At 46.1% G+C, this 17,268-nt stretch carries 11 protein-coding genes; 6 read left to right on the top strand and 5 right to left on the bottom strand.

What is annotated here, in order from left to right; translation table 11 throughout:
* Positions 1-74: 74 nt before the first annotated feature.
* Positions 75-1,700, bottom strand: coding sequence for a malate synthase A (aceB, locus tag F0251_RS10910; RefSeq protein WP_171730980.1), 1,626 nt, complete (start codon positions 1,698-1,700; stop codon positions 75-77).
* Between the two features lie 314 nt (positions 1,701-2,014).
* On the opposite strand from aceB, the gene gcl reads away from it, so the two are divergent.
* From gcl to F0251_RS10880, 6 genes are all read left to right on the top strand, one after another.
* Complete coding sequence (gene gcl, locus F0251_RS10905) at positions 2,015-3,787, top strand: glyoxylate carboligase (protein WP_061032996.1); 1,773 nt, start codon at positions 2,015-2,017, stop codon at positions 3,785-3,787.
* A gap of 114 nt (positions 3,788-3,901) precedes the next feature.
* On the top strand, positions 3,902-4,678 hold the full coding sequence (gene hyi, locus F0251_RS10900) for a hydroxypyruvate isomerase (protein ID WP_105058760.1): 777 nt from the start codon (positions 3,902-3,904) through the stop codon (positions 4,676-4,678).
* Between the two features lie 37 nt (positions 4,679-4,715).
* Positions 4,716-5,612 (top strand): 2-hydroxy-3-oxopropionate reductase, encoded by an 897-nt coding sequence (locus F0251_RS10895; RefSeq protein WP_171730979.1) that lies wholly within the window; start codon positions 4,716-4,718, stop codon positions 5,610-5,612.
* A 258-nt stretch (positions 5,613-5,870) separates the two neighbouring features.
* A complete protein-coding gene (locus F0251_RS10890; RefSeq protein ID WP_171730978.1) occupies positions 5,871-7,181 on the top strand; it encodes a glycerate kinase in 1,311 nt (436 codons plus the stop codon).
* Positions 7,182-7,328: 147 nt separating this feature from the next.
* On the top strand, positions 7,329-7,937 hold the full coding sequence (locus F0251_RS10885; RefSeq protein ID WP_116871025.1) for a TetR/AcrR family transcriptional regulator: 609 nt from the start codon (positions 7,329-7,331) through the stop codon (positions 7,935-7,937).
* A 268-nt stretch (positions 7,938-8,205) separates the two neighbouring features.
* Positions 8,206-9,642, top strand: a complete 1,437-nt coding sequence (locus F0251_RS10880; RefSeq protein ID WP_171730977.1) for an amidohydrolase — start codon at positions 8,206-8,208, stop codon at positions 9,640-9,642.
* A gap of 95 nt (positions 9,643-9,737) precedes the next feature.
* On the opposite strand, the gene F0251_RS10875 is transcribed toward F0251_RS10880, so the two are convergent.
* The 4 genes from F0251_RS10875 to F0251_RS10860 form a co-directional block, all read right to left on the bottom strand.
* The gene (locus F0251_RS10875; RefSeq protein WP_171730976.1) at positions 9,738-12,134 is read right to left on the bottom strand and encodes a hypothetical protein; all 2,397 of its coding nucleotides are present in this window, start codon (positions 12,132-12,134) and stop codon (positions 9,738-9,740) included.
* A 167-nt stretch (positions 12,135-12,301) separates the two neighbouring features.
* Positions 12,302-13,540, bottom strand: coding sequence for an alpha-xenorhabdolysin family binary toxin subunit A (locus tag F0251_RS10870; RefSeq protein WP_105058766.1), 1,239 nt, complete (start codon positions 13,538-13,540; stop codon positions 12,302-12,304).
* A gap of 688 nt (positions 13,541-14,228) precedes the next feature.
* A complete protein-coding gene (locus F0251_RS10865) occupies positions 14,229-15,593 on the bottom strand; it encodes an 8-oxoguanine deaminase (RefSeq protein WP_171730975.1) in 1,365 nt (454 codons plus the stop codon).
* A gap of 161 nt (positions 15,594-15,754) precedes the next feature.
* Complete coding sequence (locus F0251_RS10860) at positions 15,755-17,206, bottom strand: nucleobase:cation symporter-2 family protein (RefSeq protein ID WP_171730974.1); 1,452 nt, start codon at positions 17,204-17,206, stop codon at positions 15,755-15,757.
* Between the last annotated feature and the right edge of the window lie 62 nt (positions 17,207-17,268).

Genomic DNA, 17,268 nt, shown 5'->3' with positions numbered 1-17,268 from the left:
ATTTTCAGGGGCTTGGCTATTTCAAACAGAGCACTAATCAGTGCTAGTGGTCTGTTTGAATCGCCGCAAGACGCCTAGCTGGATTCTTGCAAAAGCCCATAGCTGGGTAAAGTTAGGAAGGCAGCGAACTCTTCGGCTGTAGAAAGTTGATAGAAAAGATCGGCTGTCTCTTCAAATCGACCTGCTGCGTAGCGCGAGTCACCGACTTCGTGTTTTATTGTGTTTAACTCTTGGTAAAGCCAAGAGTGGAACAGTTGTTTGGTAAAGGTTTGGCCGTCATCTAGTGTGACGCCATGATGGATCCATTGCCAAATGTTGGCTCTTGAGATCTCCGCGGTGGCGGCATCTTCCATTAGTCCGTAGATAGGTACACAGCCGTAGCCTTGGATCCAAGCCTCGATGTAATACAGCGCAATACGGATATTCTTGCGCACACCGGCTTCGTCGCGGCTGCCTTCACATGGTTTAAGTAAGGTGTCGGCATTGATGGTGTGTTCAGGGCTTTGGAAATCCATTTGATTGACTTTGCCATCAAGGTGCTTGTCGAAGATCGACATCGCTAAATCAACTAAGGCAGGGTGCGCGACCCATGTGCCATCGTGGCCGTTTTGCGATTCTCTTTGTTTGTCTTCAATAACCTTAGCGGTAACACGCTCCATCTCTTGCGGATCTTTTGCTGGAATGAAGGCTGACATGCCCCCCATCGCCAGTGCCCCACGAGCGTGACAAGTACGCACCAACAGTTGGCTGTAAGCGTTCAGGAATTCTTGATCCATTCCGATCCCGTGACGGTCTGGCAAGATACGATCTTTATGATTTTTCAGTGTTTTTATGTAGCTGAAGATGTAATCCCAACGGCCGCAGTTCATCGCAACGATGTGATCGCGCATGGCGTACAAGATCTCTTCCATTTGGAAAACGGCCGGCAGCGTTTCAATCAATACGGTCGCACGGATGGTGCCTTTTGCTACGTTGAAGTAATTCTCGGTGAAACTGAAAATGTCGTCCCACCATTGTGCTTCTTCCATGCTCTCAAGCTTTGGTATGTAGTAGTAAACGCCCAAGCCTTGCTGTGCACGTGATTGATAGTTGTGGAAAAAGTACAACGCAAAGTCCATCAGACAACCCGCGATAGGCTGATTGTTGAATTGAATCGATTGTTCAGGGAGATGGATTCCACGAGGGCGAGCGATTAACAACGCAGGGTCGCTGTTTAGCTGGTAGTTCTTTTGTTTCTTCTCATCGAAATAGCTGATGGTGCCTAAATTGGCATCTCTTAAGTTAATTTGCCCTTCGACCATGTTGACCCAAGTTGGGGAAGACGCATCCTCAAAACAGCACATGAAGACCTTCGCACCTGAGTTTAATGCGTTAATCACCATCTTTCTCTCGACAGGGCCTGTGATCTCTACGCGACGATCCAGTAACTCTGGTGGCGGTGTTGCGACTTTCCACTCTTTATTCTGACGAATAGATATAGTGTCTTTTCTAAAATTAGGTAGCTCACCGTCATCATATTGCGCTTGTTTTATGTCGCGATCATTTAGCAGGGCATGACGGCGATCTCCAAACTTGTTAACGATAGCTTCTAAGAACTTCAATGCATCTTTAGACAAGATCTCTTTGTACTCGGGGTTGTCCATATTCCCAAGCACCTGCATACACAGTGTTTCTTCTCTTTCTTTCACGTCATTCATCATTGCTTGTCTCCTTTACACAATACGATGTCATTTTGTATACAAAATGTTCTTTTTAACGGTATTTATATTGTAGAAATTGTAAACAAGCAAATGCTATTTAACATTTATTTATCATTTGATCTTTTTGGAATTTATTTTTACGTAAAGATATTTTATGTAAAGCAATGAATTGTAAGCTTTTCAGGCTTAATTGCTGTTCAATAGGATAGCTTGATGTAACAAAATTGTTTCAAATTGGACTTGATAAATGCTGAGGATGATTCATAGTACACAAAAGTTAATTTAATTGTATACAATCTGAACTGGAGGTTCGAATGGCAATTATGAAAGCGATTGAAGCGGCGGTTGAAGTGCTTAAACGTGAAGGAGTAGACATCGCATTTGGTGTTCCCGGCGCAGCAATAAACCCAATGTACGCAGCAATGAAAAAACTCGGAGGGATCGATCACGTCTTAGCTCGACATGTAGAGGGTGCCTCACACATGGCTGAAGGCTACACACGTACGAATCAAGATAATATTGGTGTGTGTATTGGTACTTCAGGTCCAGCAGGGACGGATATGATCACAGGCCTTTATTCGGCATCGGCTGACTCGATCCCTATCCTATGTATTACTGGTCAGGCTCCACGTGCTCGCCTTCATAAAGAAGACTTTCAAGCGGTCGACATCGAATCCATTGCCAAGCCTGTTACTAAGTGGGCAACCACGGTACTGGAGCCCGCGCAAGTGCCACGCGCTTTTCAAAAAGCCTTTCATTTGATGCGTTCAGGACGTCCTGGCCCTGTACTGATTGACCTACCTCTAGATGTACAGTTAGCCGAAATTGAGTTCGATATTGATACCTACGAGCCGCTTGAACCATACAAACCAAAAGCGACTCGCGAACAGGTTGAGAAAGCACTCACCATGATGGCACAAGCTGAAAAACCTCTGATTGTCTCAGGTGGTGGTGTTATCAATGCAGGCGCATCTGAGTTGCTGCAGCAATTTGCTGAGATCACAGGTGTACCAGTGATCCCAACCTTGATGGGGTGGGGTTCTATCCCAGATGACCACGAGTTAATGGCGGGCATGGTGGGTCTACAAACCTCTCACCGTTACGGTAATGAAACCATGCTGAACTCTGATTTTGTATTTGGCGTTGGTAACCGTTGGGCTAACCGCCATACCGGCTCTGTTGATGTTTACACGGAAGGTCGCAAGTTTGTTCATGTCGATATTGAACCCACCCAAATTGGTCGTGTGTTCTGCCCTGATTTAGGCATTGTTTCAGATGCAAAATCGGCACTTGAGCTCATGGTTGAGGTCGCTAAAGAGTGGCGCGATGCAGGTAAATTACCAAACCGAAGTGGCTGGGTTGGCGAGTGTCAGGAGCGCAAGTCGACCATGCTACGTAAAACCAATTTCGATGAAGCACCGATGAAACCGATGCGCGTTTATGAAGAGATGAACAAAGCATTTGGTCGTGATACTTGCTACGTCAGCACTATCGGCTTGTCGCAGATTGCCGCAGCGCAGTTCCTTCATGTGTACAAGCCTCGACATTGGATCAACTGTGGTCAGGCTGGCCCGCTTGGTTGGACAACACCTGCTGCACTGGGCGTTCGAGCTGCGGACCCGGATCGCGATATCGTCGCTATCTCCGGTGACTACGACTTCCAATTCATGATTGAAGAGCTGGCGGTAGGTGCTCAATTCAATCTGCCATACATCCATGTACTGGTGAACAACTCTTACCTAGGCTTGATTCGTCAAGCGCAGCGTCAGTTTGATATCGATTACTGTGTGCAACTGGCATTTGATAACCAGAATGCGCCAGAGCTTGAGGGCTACGGTGTTGACCATGTTGCTGTTGTTGAAGGCCTTGGTTGTAAGGCGATTCGAGTTCGTGAACCAGACCAAATTGCAGCTGCGTTTGAGCAAGCTAAAGAGCTAATGAACAAGCACAAAGTGCCTGTGGTTGTTGAGCTGATTTTGGAGCGCGTGACCAATATTTCTATGGGCGTAGAGATCAACGCCATCAACGAATTTGAACCGCTTGCAGAAAGCAGCAGCGATGCACCAACCGCGCTAGCGTACAAGTAATCACGAAGTAATGTGTGTCCGTAGAGCGAGATTGAGCTCTACGGAAAGCCTCCAATAAAGCGAGGCTTCTCCAAACCACATTAACTTCATCAAACAAAGAGTAAGGACAGAATCATGGCAAAATTTGCAGCAAACTTGTCAATGTTATTCACGGAAGTTGATTTTATGGACCGTTTTGAAGCCGCCGCAGAGGCCGGTTTTCAAGGCGTCGAATACCTTTTCCCATATGCCTTTGATGCGGATGAGATTAAACAAAAGCTTGATGCTAATAATCTAGAGCAAGTGCTATTTAACTTGCCTGCTGGTGATTGGGATGCAGGCGATCGTGGTATTGCAGTTGACCCTACGCGCATTGAAGAGTTTCAAGCAGGCGTGCCTAAAGCGATAGCTTATGCGAAGAAACTGGGCTGTAAACAGGTGAACTGCTTGGCGGGCATTGTCCCACAGGGAGTGACTGCGCAAGACGCTCAGGCAACTTTTGTGATTAACCTTCACTATGCCGCAAATGCTCTGGCTGCCGAAGGCATTAGCCTAGTGATTGAAGCGATTAACACGCGCGATATTCCGGGCTTTTTCCTGAACACCACAGAGCAAGCGAAGGCCATCATTAAAGAGGTGGCGAGCGATAATCTTTCTATCCAATACGATATTTATCACATGCAGATTATGGAAGGCGATCTTACGCCGACCATGCAGCAGAATATTGGTCAAATCGCTCACGTGCAGCTGGCTGATAACCCTGGTCGACACGAGCCGGGTACCGGAGAAATCAATTATCCATTCGTACTTAACTACCTTGATGAGCTTGGCTATCAGGGCTGGGTTGGCTGCGAATATAAACCGAAAACGACAACGACAGAAGGCCTTGGTTGGCTGAACCAGTACCGTTAATTGCGCCTGGTAACCCTCAAACGTTAAGGAGAACAACATGTCTAAAATTGCATTTATCGGAACTGGCATCATGGGTAAACCTATGGCGAGTAACCTTCAAAAAGCGGGTCACGATTTGATTCTGTCGGATCATTTCAACGCTGCTCCTGCCGAGTTGGTTGCAGCAGGCGCAACGGTTTGTCATTCCCCAGCCGAAGCCGCGGAACAGGCAGATGTCATTATTCTTATGGTGCCGAACACCCCTCAAGTAGAAGAGGTGCTGTTTGGTGATAACGGTGTCGAGCAAGGTCTTACTGCTGGTGGTGCGACGGGCAAGTTAGTCATCGATATGAGTTCTATCTCACCTATCGCGACGAAAGCCATTGCAGCGCGTATCAACGAAGGTGGTGCGTCATACCTAGATGCCCCGGTTTCTGGTGGTGAAGTAGGCGCGATCAATGCTGCACTGACTATTATGGTGGGTGGTGAGCAAGACTCTTTTGATAAAGCTCGACCTCTATTTGAAGTGATGGGCAAAAACATCACGCTGGTGGGGGATAACGGTGCTGGGCAAACTTGTAAGGTTGCCAACCAGATCATCGTTGCATTGAACATTGAAGCGGTCTCTGAAGCGCTAGTGTTTGCATCAAAAGCCGGCGCTGACCCAGCACGAGTTCGTCAGGCGCTACTGGGCGGCTTTGCTAATTCTAAGATCCTTGAAGTTCATGGTGAACGAATGGTGGAAGGCACATTTGACCCTGGCTTTAGAATTTCGCTTCACCAGAAAGATCTAAACCTTGCGCTCACTGGCGCTCAAGAGTTAGGCGTTGCGCTGCCAAACACAGCTATCGCGCAAGAGCTATTTGGCGAATGTGCTGAAATGGGCGGTGAAGGCTGGGATCACTCTGCGCTGATTCAAGCGATAGAGAAGCGTTCTGATCACTCAATTCGCTAATCCTTAACGAGTAATCCGTCTAAATAATTGGTTTTGTCGTTTCTACTGAAATGAAAACCAATGAATCCGGGCTAGCTTCGATAAGTTAGCCCCCAGTTTCAAACAGTTTGTTTATAAATCGCGTAGTTTCGTCTCCTTTTATACGCGTTCCCGATACGAGGCAAAGGTTGAAGTTGTTCCTTTCCAACTTAATCTTAGCAGGCACCCTTTCGCCTTGTATTGGGGTTCTTTTTTCCTCCGTCAACTAAGGAGTGGCTGATGGACATTGATGCTAAGCAGTTTCTGCAAACCCTTTTCTCGAGTGCTGTAAACCAGGCACTACCCAAAAATCACATCGAACCTTTTCTTCCTCAAGACATATTTTATCGCTCGGCAAATCAAGCTGGGCGAACTGTCGTTATCGGGGCAGGGAAAGCGGCAGCATCGATGGCCGCTGAATTGGAAGCCGTATGGCAAGCCAAGAAACATCAAGACCTTGCACTACGTGATTTAGAAGGCTTGGTGGTGACTCGCTATGAACACCTCGCGTCTTGTGAGCACATTGAGGTGATCGAAGCGGCGCACCCCGTTCCGGATGCGATGGGTCTTGAAGTCAGTCACCGGATGTTGGAGTTGGTGAGCGACCTCAGCGAAGACGATACAGTGATATGTCTCTTGTCGGGAGGTGGCTCCGCATTACTGAGTCTGCCTGGTGGCGATATTAGCTTGGCAGAGAAGCAACAAATCAACAAAGCACTGCTTAAATCTGGTGCAGCCATTGATGAGATGAACTGTGTTCGTAAGCATCTATCTTCGATAAAGGGCGGGCGATTAGCCAAAGCAGCGTATCCAGCAAGAGTGGTGTCATTGGCGATTTCAGATGTGCCGGGTGATGACATCAGTGTGATTGCGTCTGGACCAACCGTACCGGACACCACCACGCGTTTCGATGCGCTCGCCATATTGGAACGCTACCAAATAGAAATACCAGGCTCGGCATTTGAGTGGCTGAATAACCCACAATCTGAAACCGTCAAGCCAGATGACATTTGTTGGAAGAACGCCGAGCACCATATTATCGCGACTCCAATGTCTGCACTTGAGTCTGCGGCGGCAGAGGCTGAAGGTTTGGGTATTCCTGCGTATGTGTTGAGTGATTGTATCGAGGGAGAGGCGAGAGAAGTAGCGAAGGTGCACGCAGCATTAGCTAAACAAGTCGCTAATAATAAGCACCCATTCGAGACTCCTTGTGTATTGCTTTCAGGTGGTGAAACAACAGTAACGGTTAAAGGAAACGGTCGTGGTGGGCGCAATTGTGAGTTCCTTTTAAGTTTGTACAACGAACTGAAAGGGCAGGGCAACATATTCGCGTTGGCCGCTGATACGGATGGTATTGACGGTGTGGAAGACAATGCTGGGGCATGGATAACACCAGAAACTTGGCAAGAAGGTACTCGCTTAACACTCAAAGCCGATGATTATCTAGAGGCGAATAATAGTTATGACTTTTTCAAGCAAACGGGCGTTCTGCTGACGACAGGGCCTACGCTGACTAACGTCAATGACTTCCGTGCAATATTGATTCTTTAGCAGCCGGATAAAAGGGTCGCTCCTCAGTGCATTGGGGCGACCATTTTTTGTTATCAATGCGGTGACCTTGAGTTCTTGAATTATCTTCTGGACTAATGAAGCACGTTGATTACTATGGTTTAAGTAATGAGCTGTAAAGGAAGTCATATGTCTAGGATCAGACAAAAGAATCAAGATTTAATCATCGAAGTGGCGTGTGAACAATTCGCTACTCATGGTTATGCCGCAACCAAAATGGCGGATATCGCGAAGGCGGCCGACATTCCCAAACCCAACGTATTCTATTACTTCAGCTCGAAAGACAAGCTCTACAATGCCGTTCTAGAAACCGTCACGCAGCCTTTACTTGAAGCCTCTCGCCCTATTGAAGAGCTGAACGATCCCGTTGAAGCTTTATCTCAATATATTCAAACTAAGTTAATCATCTCACGCGACCATCCACACGCTTCTAAAGTGTTTGCCAATGAAGTGATGTCGGGCGCTAAAGTGCTTCCGAAAGAGATCGGCGATGAGCTGTATAACCAATCGCAGATGATCCTCGATAAGTTCTCAACTTGGTCGGCAAAAGGGCTGATGGACGACGTACCTGCGCATCACCTGATGTTTACCATTTGGGCGGCGACGCAAACCTATGCCGACTTTGGTTGGCAGATTTGCAGCGTTATGCAGAAAGATAAGCTCGATGATAAAGACTACGAAGAAGCCGCTGAGTTTATCACCCAGTTAGTGATTAAAGGTTGCGGTGTGAAAAGCTAACGGTATTTGAAGGTTTATTTAGGTCTGTGATTGCGGGCCTTTTTTGTTTTTGTACAGGAGTGACGACTAGTGTAAAGCCACTTTTTGTGACCTGTTGTGCAATTACTTATTTCTCTTGAGTTTGGCTCGATTTGGTATGCCATTTTATTTAAAGATAAGGGTATAGTGTCGCGAAAATTTGCGGCATTGTTGTTCTCAAGCACGAATAGCTAAGAACAACAAAGTGAAGCTTCTAACAATATTACACGCACAACATATAGGTTTAGCAATGACGCTTAAAAGCTTGGCATGTACCATCAGCGCCGTTTTACTGGCTGGCTGTGGTTCGACAGTGGCAACTCAAACATACAACGCCGATCTGATTATCACTAATGGACAAGTCCTGACGATCAACTCTGAAATGGATGTGATTGAAGATGGCGTTGTTGTTGTGAAAAACGACCAGATCATCGCGGTGGGTAATGAGAACTTGATGACTCAATACCGAGCTGAAAAGGTGATTGATGCTCAAGATGGCATTGTTATGCCTGGCATGGTCAATGCTCATAACCACCTTCCTATGATTGCGTTTCGCGGTTTAGGTGAAGAGGGGATTTCCAACCGATTATTCGCTTACTTCTTTCCGCTTGAAGCCGAAAAGCTAAGCCGTGAACTGATTTATAACGCGACCAAGCTGGGCAGTATCGAGCTGGCACAGAGTGGTGTCACGACTTACGCCGATATGTATTACCACATGGATGAAATGGCAAAAGCGACTAAAGAAGTTGGCCTGCGTGCGGTACTCGGCGAAACCGTGATTAAGTTCCCTGTGGTAGACGCTAAAGAACCTTATGGCGGTATTGATTATGCCAAAGGCTTTATTGAGCAGTACCAAAACGACGAGCTGATTACACCTGCTTATGCACCACATGCGGTCTACACAGTGAGCAAAGACAAGCTTCAAGAAATCAACAAACTGTCTGCTCAATACGATGTGCCGGTATTAATTCACGTTGCTGAATTCCCAAATGAAGAAAAGCGCATCAAAGATGAAACTAAGGCCACGTCGCCAGTCGAATACATGGATGAAATTGGTGTGCTGGATGAGCGTGTAGTCATTGCTCACGGTATCCACCTTTCAGAGAACGATCAAAAGCTTCTCAAGCAAGCTGACGCAGGGATCTCATACAACCCAATGGCGAACGCTAAAGGCGCAACTGGCATCGCACCAGCATGGGATATGTACCATGCTGACATGCGAATCGGTTTGGGAACAGACGGCCCTATGAGCTCAAACCAAGTCGATATTATGCGTACCCTAAGCTACGCAGCGAACATGCAACGTTTGAAGCACTCAGATCGCACCATCATGATTCCTGAGCAAGTGATCGAGATGGCGACTTTAGGTGGCGCTAAAGCCTTACACATGGAAGACCAAATTGGTTCTCTGGAAGTCGGTAAGAAAGCGGACATCGTGATTGTCGAAACACAATCAGCGAACATGATGCCAAGCTACGACCCATACGCAACCTTGGTTTATCAAGCGAACCCGAGCAACATCGACACGACGATTGTGAACGGCCAAATCGTGATGGAAAACCGCGTGATGCAAACTGTTCAACTGGATGAGATTCGCCAAAGTGTCGATGAGTTTGAAGCCGACATTACCGAGTTTGCCAAAGAACTGTCTAAGAAGGCGATTAAGTCTAAGAGTTTGATGGATTAGACTCCAAACGCTAAGTAGTTAATCGAATAAAACCAAAAAGGCCGACAAGATGTCGGCCTTTTTATGGCTATTAGATAGCTTGGTTATTTCTCACTTCAGTTAGAACAACTGTTGCCATTCGGGATACCACTGCCTAAGAACTCAACCCTAATTTGTTCGATATCTTTTAGATATTGGTTGTTGGCTTGGTCTGCCTCATCGAAGTTGTTGAGGGTGACATTCCACGACGAGAATGGAGTTGGTTGGAAGTAAGCGTATTCGAACTTATTCGCCACTGCACCATCGGTGATGATGCTAACGTCATTGGTGGTAGGATCATCCAAGCGGTAGTAAAACGCACGTGAGACTGGGTTAGAACTGAATTGGTAATCTTGATTCTGGTATCGGTCAGCATAGTTACCTGAGCTAGATACTCTCAGGTTGAGCTGCTTGCCAAAAGGTAAGTTTTCCCCCTCTAAGAACACGCGTACTGTAGAGAGTCTGACTCGGTCGAATGAACATAGTTGTGCCTGTTCCAATGGAATAGTGAAGTTCAACTCACCAGTGGTTGCGAAGCTATCGAGTTGCTCTGGGCTAGAGATGGTGTAGTTGTCGATAGTGAAATCTTGTGGTGCTGGCTGGAATGAAGAGAGCGCATTCACATACTCACTTTCGATGGACGCGAGGTCAAACTGGTAGTCCAAGTAACTTTTATTCAGTGAAGGCGTGATCTCACTTGGTTTTAACGCCCAGTATTCGTATGCCTGAACATAGTTAGACAAAGCCACATACATTGGACGTTTGAAGTGCATTAGCACTCGCGAAAGCTCACGCTCGATGGAGTCGAAACTTCCACTGTCTACCTGATAACCCTCAATGGCATCACTCAATCTTTGCTGTTGATTAGCGGTGACGTTTTTGGTCAATAATAGGTCGACGAGTTTAGCTTGCTCTTGCGCAAAGTTAAGTTGAGTGGTGTTAATGGCTTTGCCTAACAGCACCTGTTTTTCGAGTTCGACTAGATATTGTCTTGCGCCTTTAATTCCCAAGCTATCAGCAAGCCTTAAATTACTGCGGATCTCGGTGATCATCAGATCCCAAGCTAGATTGCTCTCATTCAAAGTCGGAATATTAAAGTCAAAGCCATCCATCGCTTCGGAGATTTTATGAAGTTTGATGGTCGATTTCACATCGGCGGTGAGCTGTGCGATGCCCGAAATGGTCTTGGTAACGCTATCAATGATCCCCGTGACTGATTTGATATTGGTGACTAAGTTTTTCGCTTTATCCAGTGCTTCTGGCGTTTTAGCCAACTGCTCGGTGAGGTCGTTCACACCAGAGAGATTCCCTGTGAACACACCACTGACGGCACTGCCAATCTCTGCGATGGCTTTGAAGATAGCCAAGGCTGCATTGAGCTCTTGCTGAGTTTTCCAGTTTTCCACGCCGACCAAGTAAGTGGTTCTTGCACTCAGTGTCACAAGCTCCTGAGCTTTGTATTGGCTGTCGATTTCGGTCAGGCTGTCGCCTATTTTGTCTATATTGGATTGAGTTTGAGTGATGATCGAGTTTTGCGCTCTAAGAACGTCTTCAACGTTAGCGAGTGCTAACTTCGCAGCTTCAATCTTGTCTTCGATCACCGTACTTCTGTCTTGAATGACATCCCACTGCGCTTGATACGCGATCATTGCGTTCAGGTACGCTTCGTATTTGCCTTGGTAGAGCACCTTGTCGAGATAAGGCACATAGTTGCTCTCTTTAGTGCTGAAACTAATGAACTGTTTAAAAGCAACGGTTTGGAGGTACAGGTCTGAAAGGATAGGGTCATCTTCCACCACTGAGCCTGCGTGACGCAAACTCTGCTCAATCCAATTAATCAGTTCGAGACTAAGTTCTGGGTTGGTGTCGAATAAGCTGGCTGCCATATCAAAAGAGCGGTTAACAATGTCGGTAAAAGGTGTGGTCGCCAGTTTCATTTGCCCAGTAATGTTCGAGTCGATGGTGGTTCTGCGGTAGTGTTCTCCTGCTAATACCACAGAGGTTCCATCGCCATCTTCTGCTGAAAGGGCATCTCGTGTAATGCTGCCATCGTTTTGGAAAGCGAGGACATTAATCGGAGTGTCGATCTCTCCTGCAATCACAGTCACTGATGCCGCAGCACCTTGTTGCCCGAGAACGAAAGTTGGGGCGCCTTGTCCGACAATTTTACGGGCAAAAATGAGAATGTTTTGGTTATTCACCACCAAGTTGAAGTTTTCTGGAACCTCGATGGTATCGGCAAAAACGACGATTTTTGAGGGTTTAGTCACGTAAAGGTTCTGCTCCGCAATCCAGTCACTGAGGTTGATGTGGAGATCAGATGTAGAGCGAGAGAGAACATCGACATCTGAATAGGCAGATTGAACCCAAGTTGGGTATTCGGTGGAATTAGGCAAGTTATTAAGTTCTAACCAGTCACTAGCAAAAGCTTGTGGAGATAATGAAAGAGAAATAATAATCGGTAGAATTCTCATATTAATGTCCTGTCGAAATGAGTATTAGCCAAATTTTGGGTAGCAGAAACCAACACCTTATTTTTCATAAGGCGTGGTGTTCTGTTGTTATTTTGTTTTTATTGGTCTTGCTGGTTTAACTTATAGCGAGGCGTCGCTTTGCCGAGCTATTTGTCGATGGGTATGGACTACTCCATTTCTTGAATATAAGCATTATTTGCAAATGCCTTGGCTTTCTCGCTGATGTTATTCCAGTTCATTTCTGCAACCGATGTATTGGCTAATGCACCGATAGCACCAAGCATTGCGTCGTCTTTCATGATATCGGCATTGTTTTGAGCTTCATCCAATGCTGCAAGCAGTGATGTGAAGTCGGTATTCATTTTCTGCCAATTTAACTTCAGCTTATTAATATGTGGGATAGCATCTTCAATTTGCTGAGATATAAGATCAATGCTTTCTGAAGAGCGATGGTAAGAGTTATATACCTTTTGTGTGTAAGACAATTGTTCTTCTAAATCTTTAACTTCATTTTGCAGTTCGTTGCGAAGCTTACGCGCTTTCTCTGCTTTATCTCCGTAGACACCCATAATTGGTACGGCTACTAAAGGGAACCACGCGTAGGTGACGGCAGTAGAGGCAACCGTGACATAGTGCGTGTAGTCTTTGTTGAGTTGTGCGATTCGGGCATTGATATCGTTCACTTGCTGTTGAAGTACGCTGCCATCATCCGTTAGATACCCGTTATGGGTCCCTTCCAACACTTCAAGTTGTAGCTTTTGCGTGTCTAGTTGCGCAGAAAAGTCCAACAAGTTGTCACCCACATCGGACACCTCTTGCTGGTATCTCAATGAAAAGTTTTGCAGGCTTTTCAGATAAGCAATCGCCATTTTTCGGTTGCGTTCAACAGCCTCGATATCTTCCGGTAAGGGTGAAAATGCTTTTGCCAACATCTCATTAAGGGCGTCGCTCAAAGGGTTGAGCATGTAGTCTTTGATTTGTACGTAGTTCGCTAGGCTCAATGAGAGGTTCACGATGCTTGGATACAGGTCCTTTTTCCAGTAGAAAGCGGTGTCATGGATATTGGAATATTGCTGAACTAAAGCTTGGAAGTTAGAAAAAGGGATGTCGTTAGGAATGCTAAAAGCCGATTTCATGCTGGCTTCTGTGACGGGCAGTGCCAGTGCTCCCTCGACATACGCTTGAATCTGATACCACTCTTGCTGTTTGAGGATGAAATTGTCGGTTTCTAGATCGATAAAAACGCCATTTTCACCGGTGATCGTATCGTAGGTGATTTGAGGTATGTTCTGTTCGGCTGACGCTTGATTGACTTGAATTGGCGCTGCTTGAGAAGTGAAAGCAAAAGAGGAAAGCAGTCCAATCGAGATCGAAGATAATACCAGCGTTCGTGTGATTTTTTTCATGTTTTATCCCTGTTAGATTTGTTATTAGCTTTTCTAGAGACAATAAAATCCCCTACCATGAAATGGTATTCCTATATATTTATGCGGGTTTATTGAATTGTTTATATTGCTATTCTTGTAATTATTTTGTGGGTTTTAAATATACTCTCCATTAATATGTTTTTTGTTTTTATAAGATTTGGTCAATCTATAGCAAATTTATAATGAAAAGTTCTATTTAGATCACATATTTGAATCCATATTGTTTGATTGTTGATCTATTGAATTTAGTGATATTTAAATCATTAGTTTCTATTCTTTCTTCAGGCTATATCTAGAAAGGCGTCGGAGGTTTTTATTCTATTCACCAATGAGTTAAGTGATAGAAATGTAATTATCATAATTGTTGTGATTATTACTAAATCTGTTGATTGAATTGATGTTTATATAATTAGAACGAGCGTTTTAAATTTGACCTGTGCCAAATAAATAATAGGTTTAATATTTAGCTTTAATTAAATTAGCTGAATTTAAATTAGTAATTATTAAATTAGATATGTTAATTATAGAGTGGATTTTGGTTGAATATTTAGGGGGAGAACAACCAATAGGATGGCGTATTTAACAGTCAGAATTGAATTTTTATTAGTAGTAAGGAAGCTTGCCCATCATAGTGAGGTACACACTGTTTGATGGACAAGCATTGGCGTTAGTTATTATTCATTGCCAGTTTTCCGAGTTTCATCGCAGCGGTGTGGTGACGGTGCATTAGCTGCTCCATGTCTACCCCAATCACAGCGCCATCGTTAACTCGCCACTTACCTGCAACCATCACTTTATCTGCTTGTTGAGCGCCGCAGAGTAGTAGTGCTGCAAGTGGATCGTGGCTGCCAGAGAAACGAATGTCATCAAGCTTGAACATCGCGATGTCGGCTTGTTTGCCGACCTCTAGCGTACCAATGTCGGTTCTGCCCATTGCCGCAGCAGAGCCTGATGTTGCCCAGCGCAGTGCGTCGAAGTGAGATACGTTTGCTGAGCCATATTGCAGACGTTGTAGATACATCGCCATGCGAACTTCGGCAATCATATTGGAGCCGTCGTTTGAAGCAGAACCGTCCACACCCAGCCCGACCTTTACACCCGCGGCCTCGAGGTCATTATTCTTACAAATACCGGAAGCCAACATCATGTTGGAAGTTGGGCAGTGGCTGATACCTATTCCTGCTTTACCCAAACGCTTAATCTCTTCTGGGTTGAAGTGAATACCATGAGCAAGCCAAGTGCGTTCATTGAGCCAGCCGACATCTTCTAGGTAATCGACAGGGCGCAGGCCAAACTTCTCAATACAGAAGTCTTCTTCGTCTAAGGTTTCGCACAGGTGGGTGTGCATCATTACGTTCTCACGCTCACTGATCTTGGCGGTCTCTTTCATCAGATCTGTGGTGACCGAGAATGGCGAACAAGGCGCGAGTGCGATTTGAATCATCGCCCCTTCATCACGCTGGTGGTAATCACGAATCAAGCGTTGGCTGTCATCAATGATGGTTTGTTCGGTTTGAATGGTGTGTCGTGGAGGTAGTCCACCTTCATCTTCCCCAAGGCTCATGGAACCGCGAGTGAATATCGCCCTTACGCCCAATTCCTCTGCCGCCTCGACTTGTAAATCAATGGCGTGTTCAAGCCCGTTTGGCAGCAAGTAATGATGGTCCGACGCTGTAGTACAGCCCGACATCATTAACTCGACAAGCGCCAGCTCAGTAGCAAGGCTCATCATCTCAGAATCGAGGTTCGCCCAAACCGGGTAGAGGCTTTGTAGCCAATGGAAGAGTTCTTTATTGAGTGCGCCGGGGTAGGCTCGCGTTAGGGTTTGATAGAAGTGGTGGTGCGCATTGATAAGCCCAGGAGTCACAACATGACGAGAGGCGTCGACGCTGTAATCTACGGGGGAGGTCGGCTCTTTGTGTTTGCCAACCAGTTCAATGATTTTATTACCTTTTATGACAATGCCGCCTTCTGCATCAGCCAGCGAGCCAGTGTAGATTGCGAGAGGATTCTTAATCCAGATGGTTTCCATTCATAGTAGTCCTTAGCCATCTCAGCCTTTTCAGGGAAGAGGGTCTTTATTTGGTATTTGTTGTTGAAAGATAAATTCGAATCAAGGGCGATGAAATATTCATTGTTCCCATTACGCCCGTGATTCTACGGAAATCGGTTTTACGCTCGTTAGCGATTCATCTAGTTCGTTTTTGGCTCAGGGGTTTCTGATGCCGTTTGAACGTCAGTTTCTGTTGTTGCTTGTTGAATCTCTAGCTGCTCGTTTGAGTGTAGTTCTTCTTCAGCTTGTTCTTTCATTTCTAGCTCAACTTGCGCTTGGCTTTCGGCTAACGCTTCTTGTTCTTCTGCGCGTGAAGATTTAGGCAATACAAGGTTAAGAACAACCGTCATGATGGTGCCAGTCGTAATGCCAGAGTGCAGAAAGTTCGCCAAATCGTGTGGCAAGTGTTGCAGCAATCTTGGTTCGAAGGTAACGGCCAAACCAGATGCCAAACCTACACAGATTACCAAGGCATTTCGCTTGGTGTCTGCTGCTTTGATCAACATACGGATACCCGCGTAGGCAATCATTCCGAACATCACAAAACCTACACCACCTAAAACGGGTTTAGGAATCGTGACGGCAATTGCGGCTAATTTCGGGAATAAACCACCTAAAATCAGCAAGCCACCTGTTGCAGCCACTACATAGCGACTTGCTACGCCTGTGATACCTACAATACCGACATTTTGACTGAATGATGCTAGTGGCATCGCTGTTAAAATCGAAGATAAGGTACTACCAAGGCCATCGCCTAGCAGCCCACGTTTTAGATCTTTGCCGCTAACTTGGGTTTGGCAGTTGTTGCCAAGCGCCATGAAGTCACCGGTTGCTTCAGCGATAACCACGATGTACACCAAGCTCATGCTGATGATGGCACTAGCAGAAAATGTAAAGCCATACTTGAATGGTTCTGGGCCACCGACCCAAGCAGCAGAGCTGATCTGCTCAAGATCGACCATCCCGAGTGATAGCGCCACAATGTAACCGCCTGCTAGGCCAATCACGATAGCGGAGGCTGCAACCGCGCCTTTACAGTAAACCGATACGCCAATCACGATCCCCAAAGAGACCAGTGCGAGAAACAGTTTAGGTAGCGTGGCGAATTGTTCCGTGTTGGCAGGAGAGTCGCCAACCCAGTTCATGGCAACCGGTAAAATGGTTAAGCCGATTAAGGTAACCACAACACCACTTACCACGGTTGGGAACAGCTTGCGAACCTTGTCCATATAGAAGCTGGCACCAATAACCACAAACGAGCCGATCAGCGCCGAGCCCATGATGGCGGCGACACCACCTTCGTTACCGATGGAAATAGCGACACCTAAAAAGGCAAAGCTCGAACCCATAACAACGGGCAATCGAATTCCAACAGGGCCAAAGCCGAGACATTGCGCGACAGTCACAATACCAGACGCTAATAGCGCCGCATTGATCAGTGAGACGATCTCTGTGTTAGGTAGGCCGATAGAGGCACCGACAATAAGAGGGACAGCGACGATGCCACCAATCGAGGCGAGCATATGCTGTAAAGCAAGTAGAAGGGTTAGCCCATGAGGCGGTCTTTCATTAAGGGTGTACAGAAGTTTCATTTGATATTCCTCTGCCTGCGTTTCCGTTTACAGGCGATTGGCGGTCAAATAATGACTTCTAC

Origin of the sequence: Vibrio sp. 070316B (assembly GCF_013114115.1) — a bacterium.
Classification (GTDB): Bacteria; Pseudomonadota; Gammaproteobacteria; order Enterobacterales; family Vibrionaceae; genus Vibrio; species Vibrio chagasii_B.
This window is presented reverse-complemented; position numbering and strand designations above follow the sequence as displayed.

Excerpts from the sequence above, each read along its gene's own strand:
- aceB (WP_171730980.1), bottom strand. The coding sequence starts at position 1,700 with ATGATGAATGACGTGAAAGAAAGAGAAGAAACACTGTGTATGCAGGTG.
- gcl (WP_061032996.1), top strand. The coding sequence starts at position 2,015 with ATGGCAATTATGAAAGCGATTGAAGCGGCGGTTGAAGTGCTTAAACGT.
- hyi (WP_105058760.1), top strand. The coding sequence starts at position 3,902 with ATGGCAAAATTTGCAGCAAACTTGTCAATGTTATTCACGGAAGTTGAT.
- F0251_RS10895 (WP_171730979.1), top strand. The coding sequence starts at position 4,716 with ATGTCTAAAATTGCATTTATCGGAACTGGCATCATGGGTAAACCTATG.
- F0251_RS10890 (WP_171730978.1), top strand. The coding sequence starts at position 5,871 with ATGGACATTGATGCTAAGCAGTTTCTGCAAACCCTTTTCTCGAGTGCT.
- F0251_RS10885 (WP_116871025.1), top strand. The coding sequence starts at position 7,329 with ATGTCTAGGATCAGACAAAAGAATCAAGATTTAATCATCGAAGTGGCG.
- F0251_RS10880 (WP_171730977.1), top strand. The coding sequence starts at position 8,206 with ATGACGCTTAAAAGCTTGGCATGTACCATCAGCGCCGTTTTACTGGCT.
- F0251_RS10875 (WP_171730976.1), bottom strand. The coding sequence starts at position 12,134 with ATGAGAATTCTACCGATTATTATTTCTCTTTCATTATCTCCACAAGCT.
- F0251_RS10870 (WP_105058766.1), bottom strand. The coding sequence starts at position 13,540 with ATGAAAAAAATCACACGAACGCTGGTATTATCTTCGATCTCGATTGGA.
- F0251_RS10865 (WP_171730975.1), bottom strand. The coding sequence starts at position 15,593 with ATGGAAACCATCTGGATTAAGAATCCTCTCGCAATCTACACTGGCTCG.
- F0251_RS10860 (WP_171730974.1), bottom strand. The coding sequence starts at position 17,206 with ATGAAACTTCTGTACACCCTTAATGAAAGACCGCCTCATGGGCTAACC.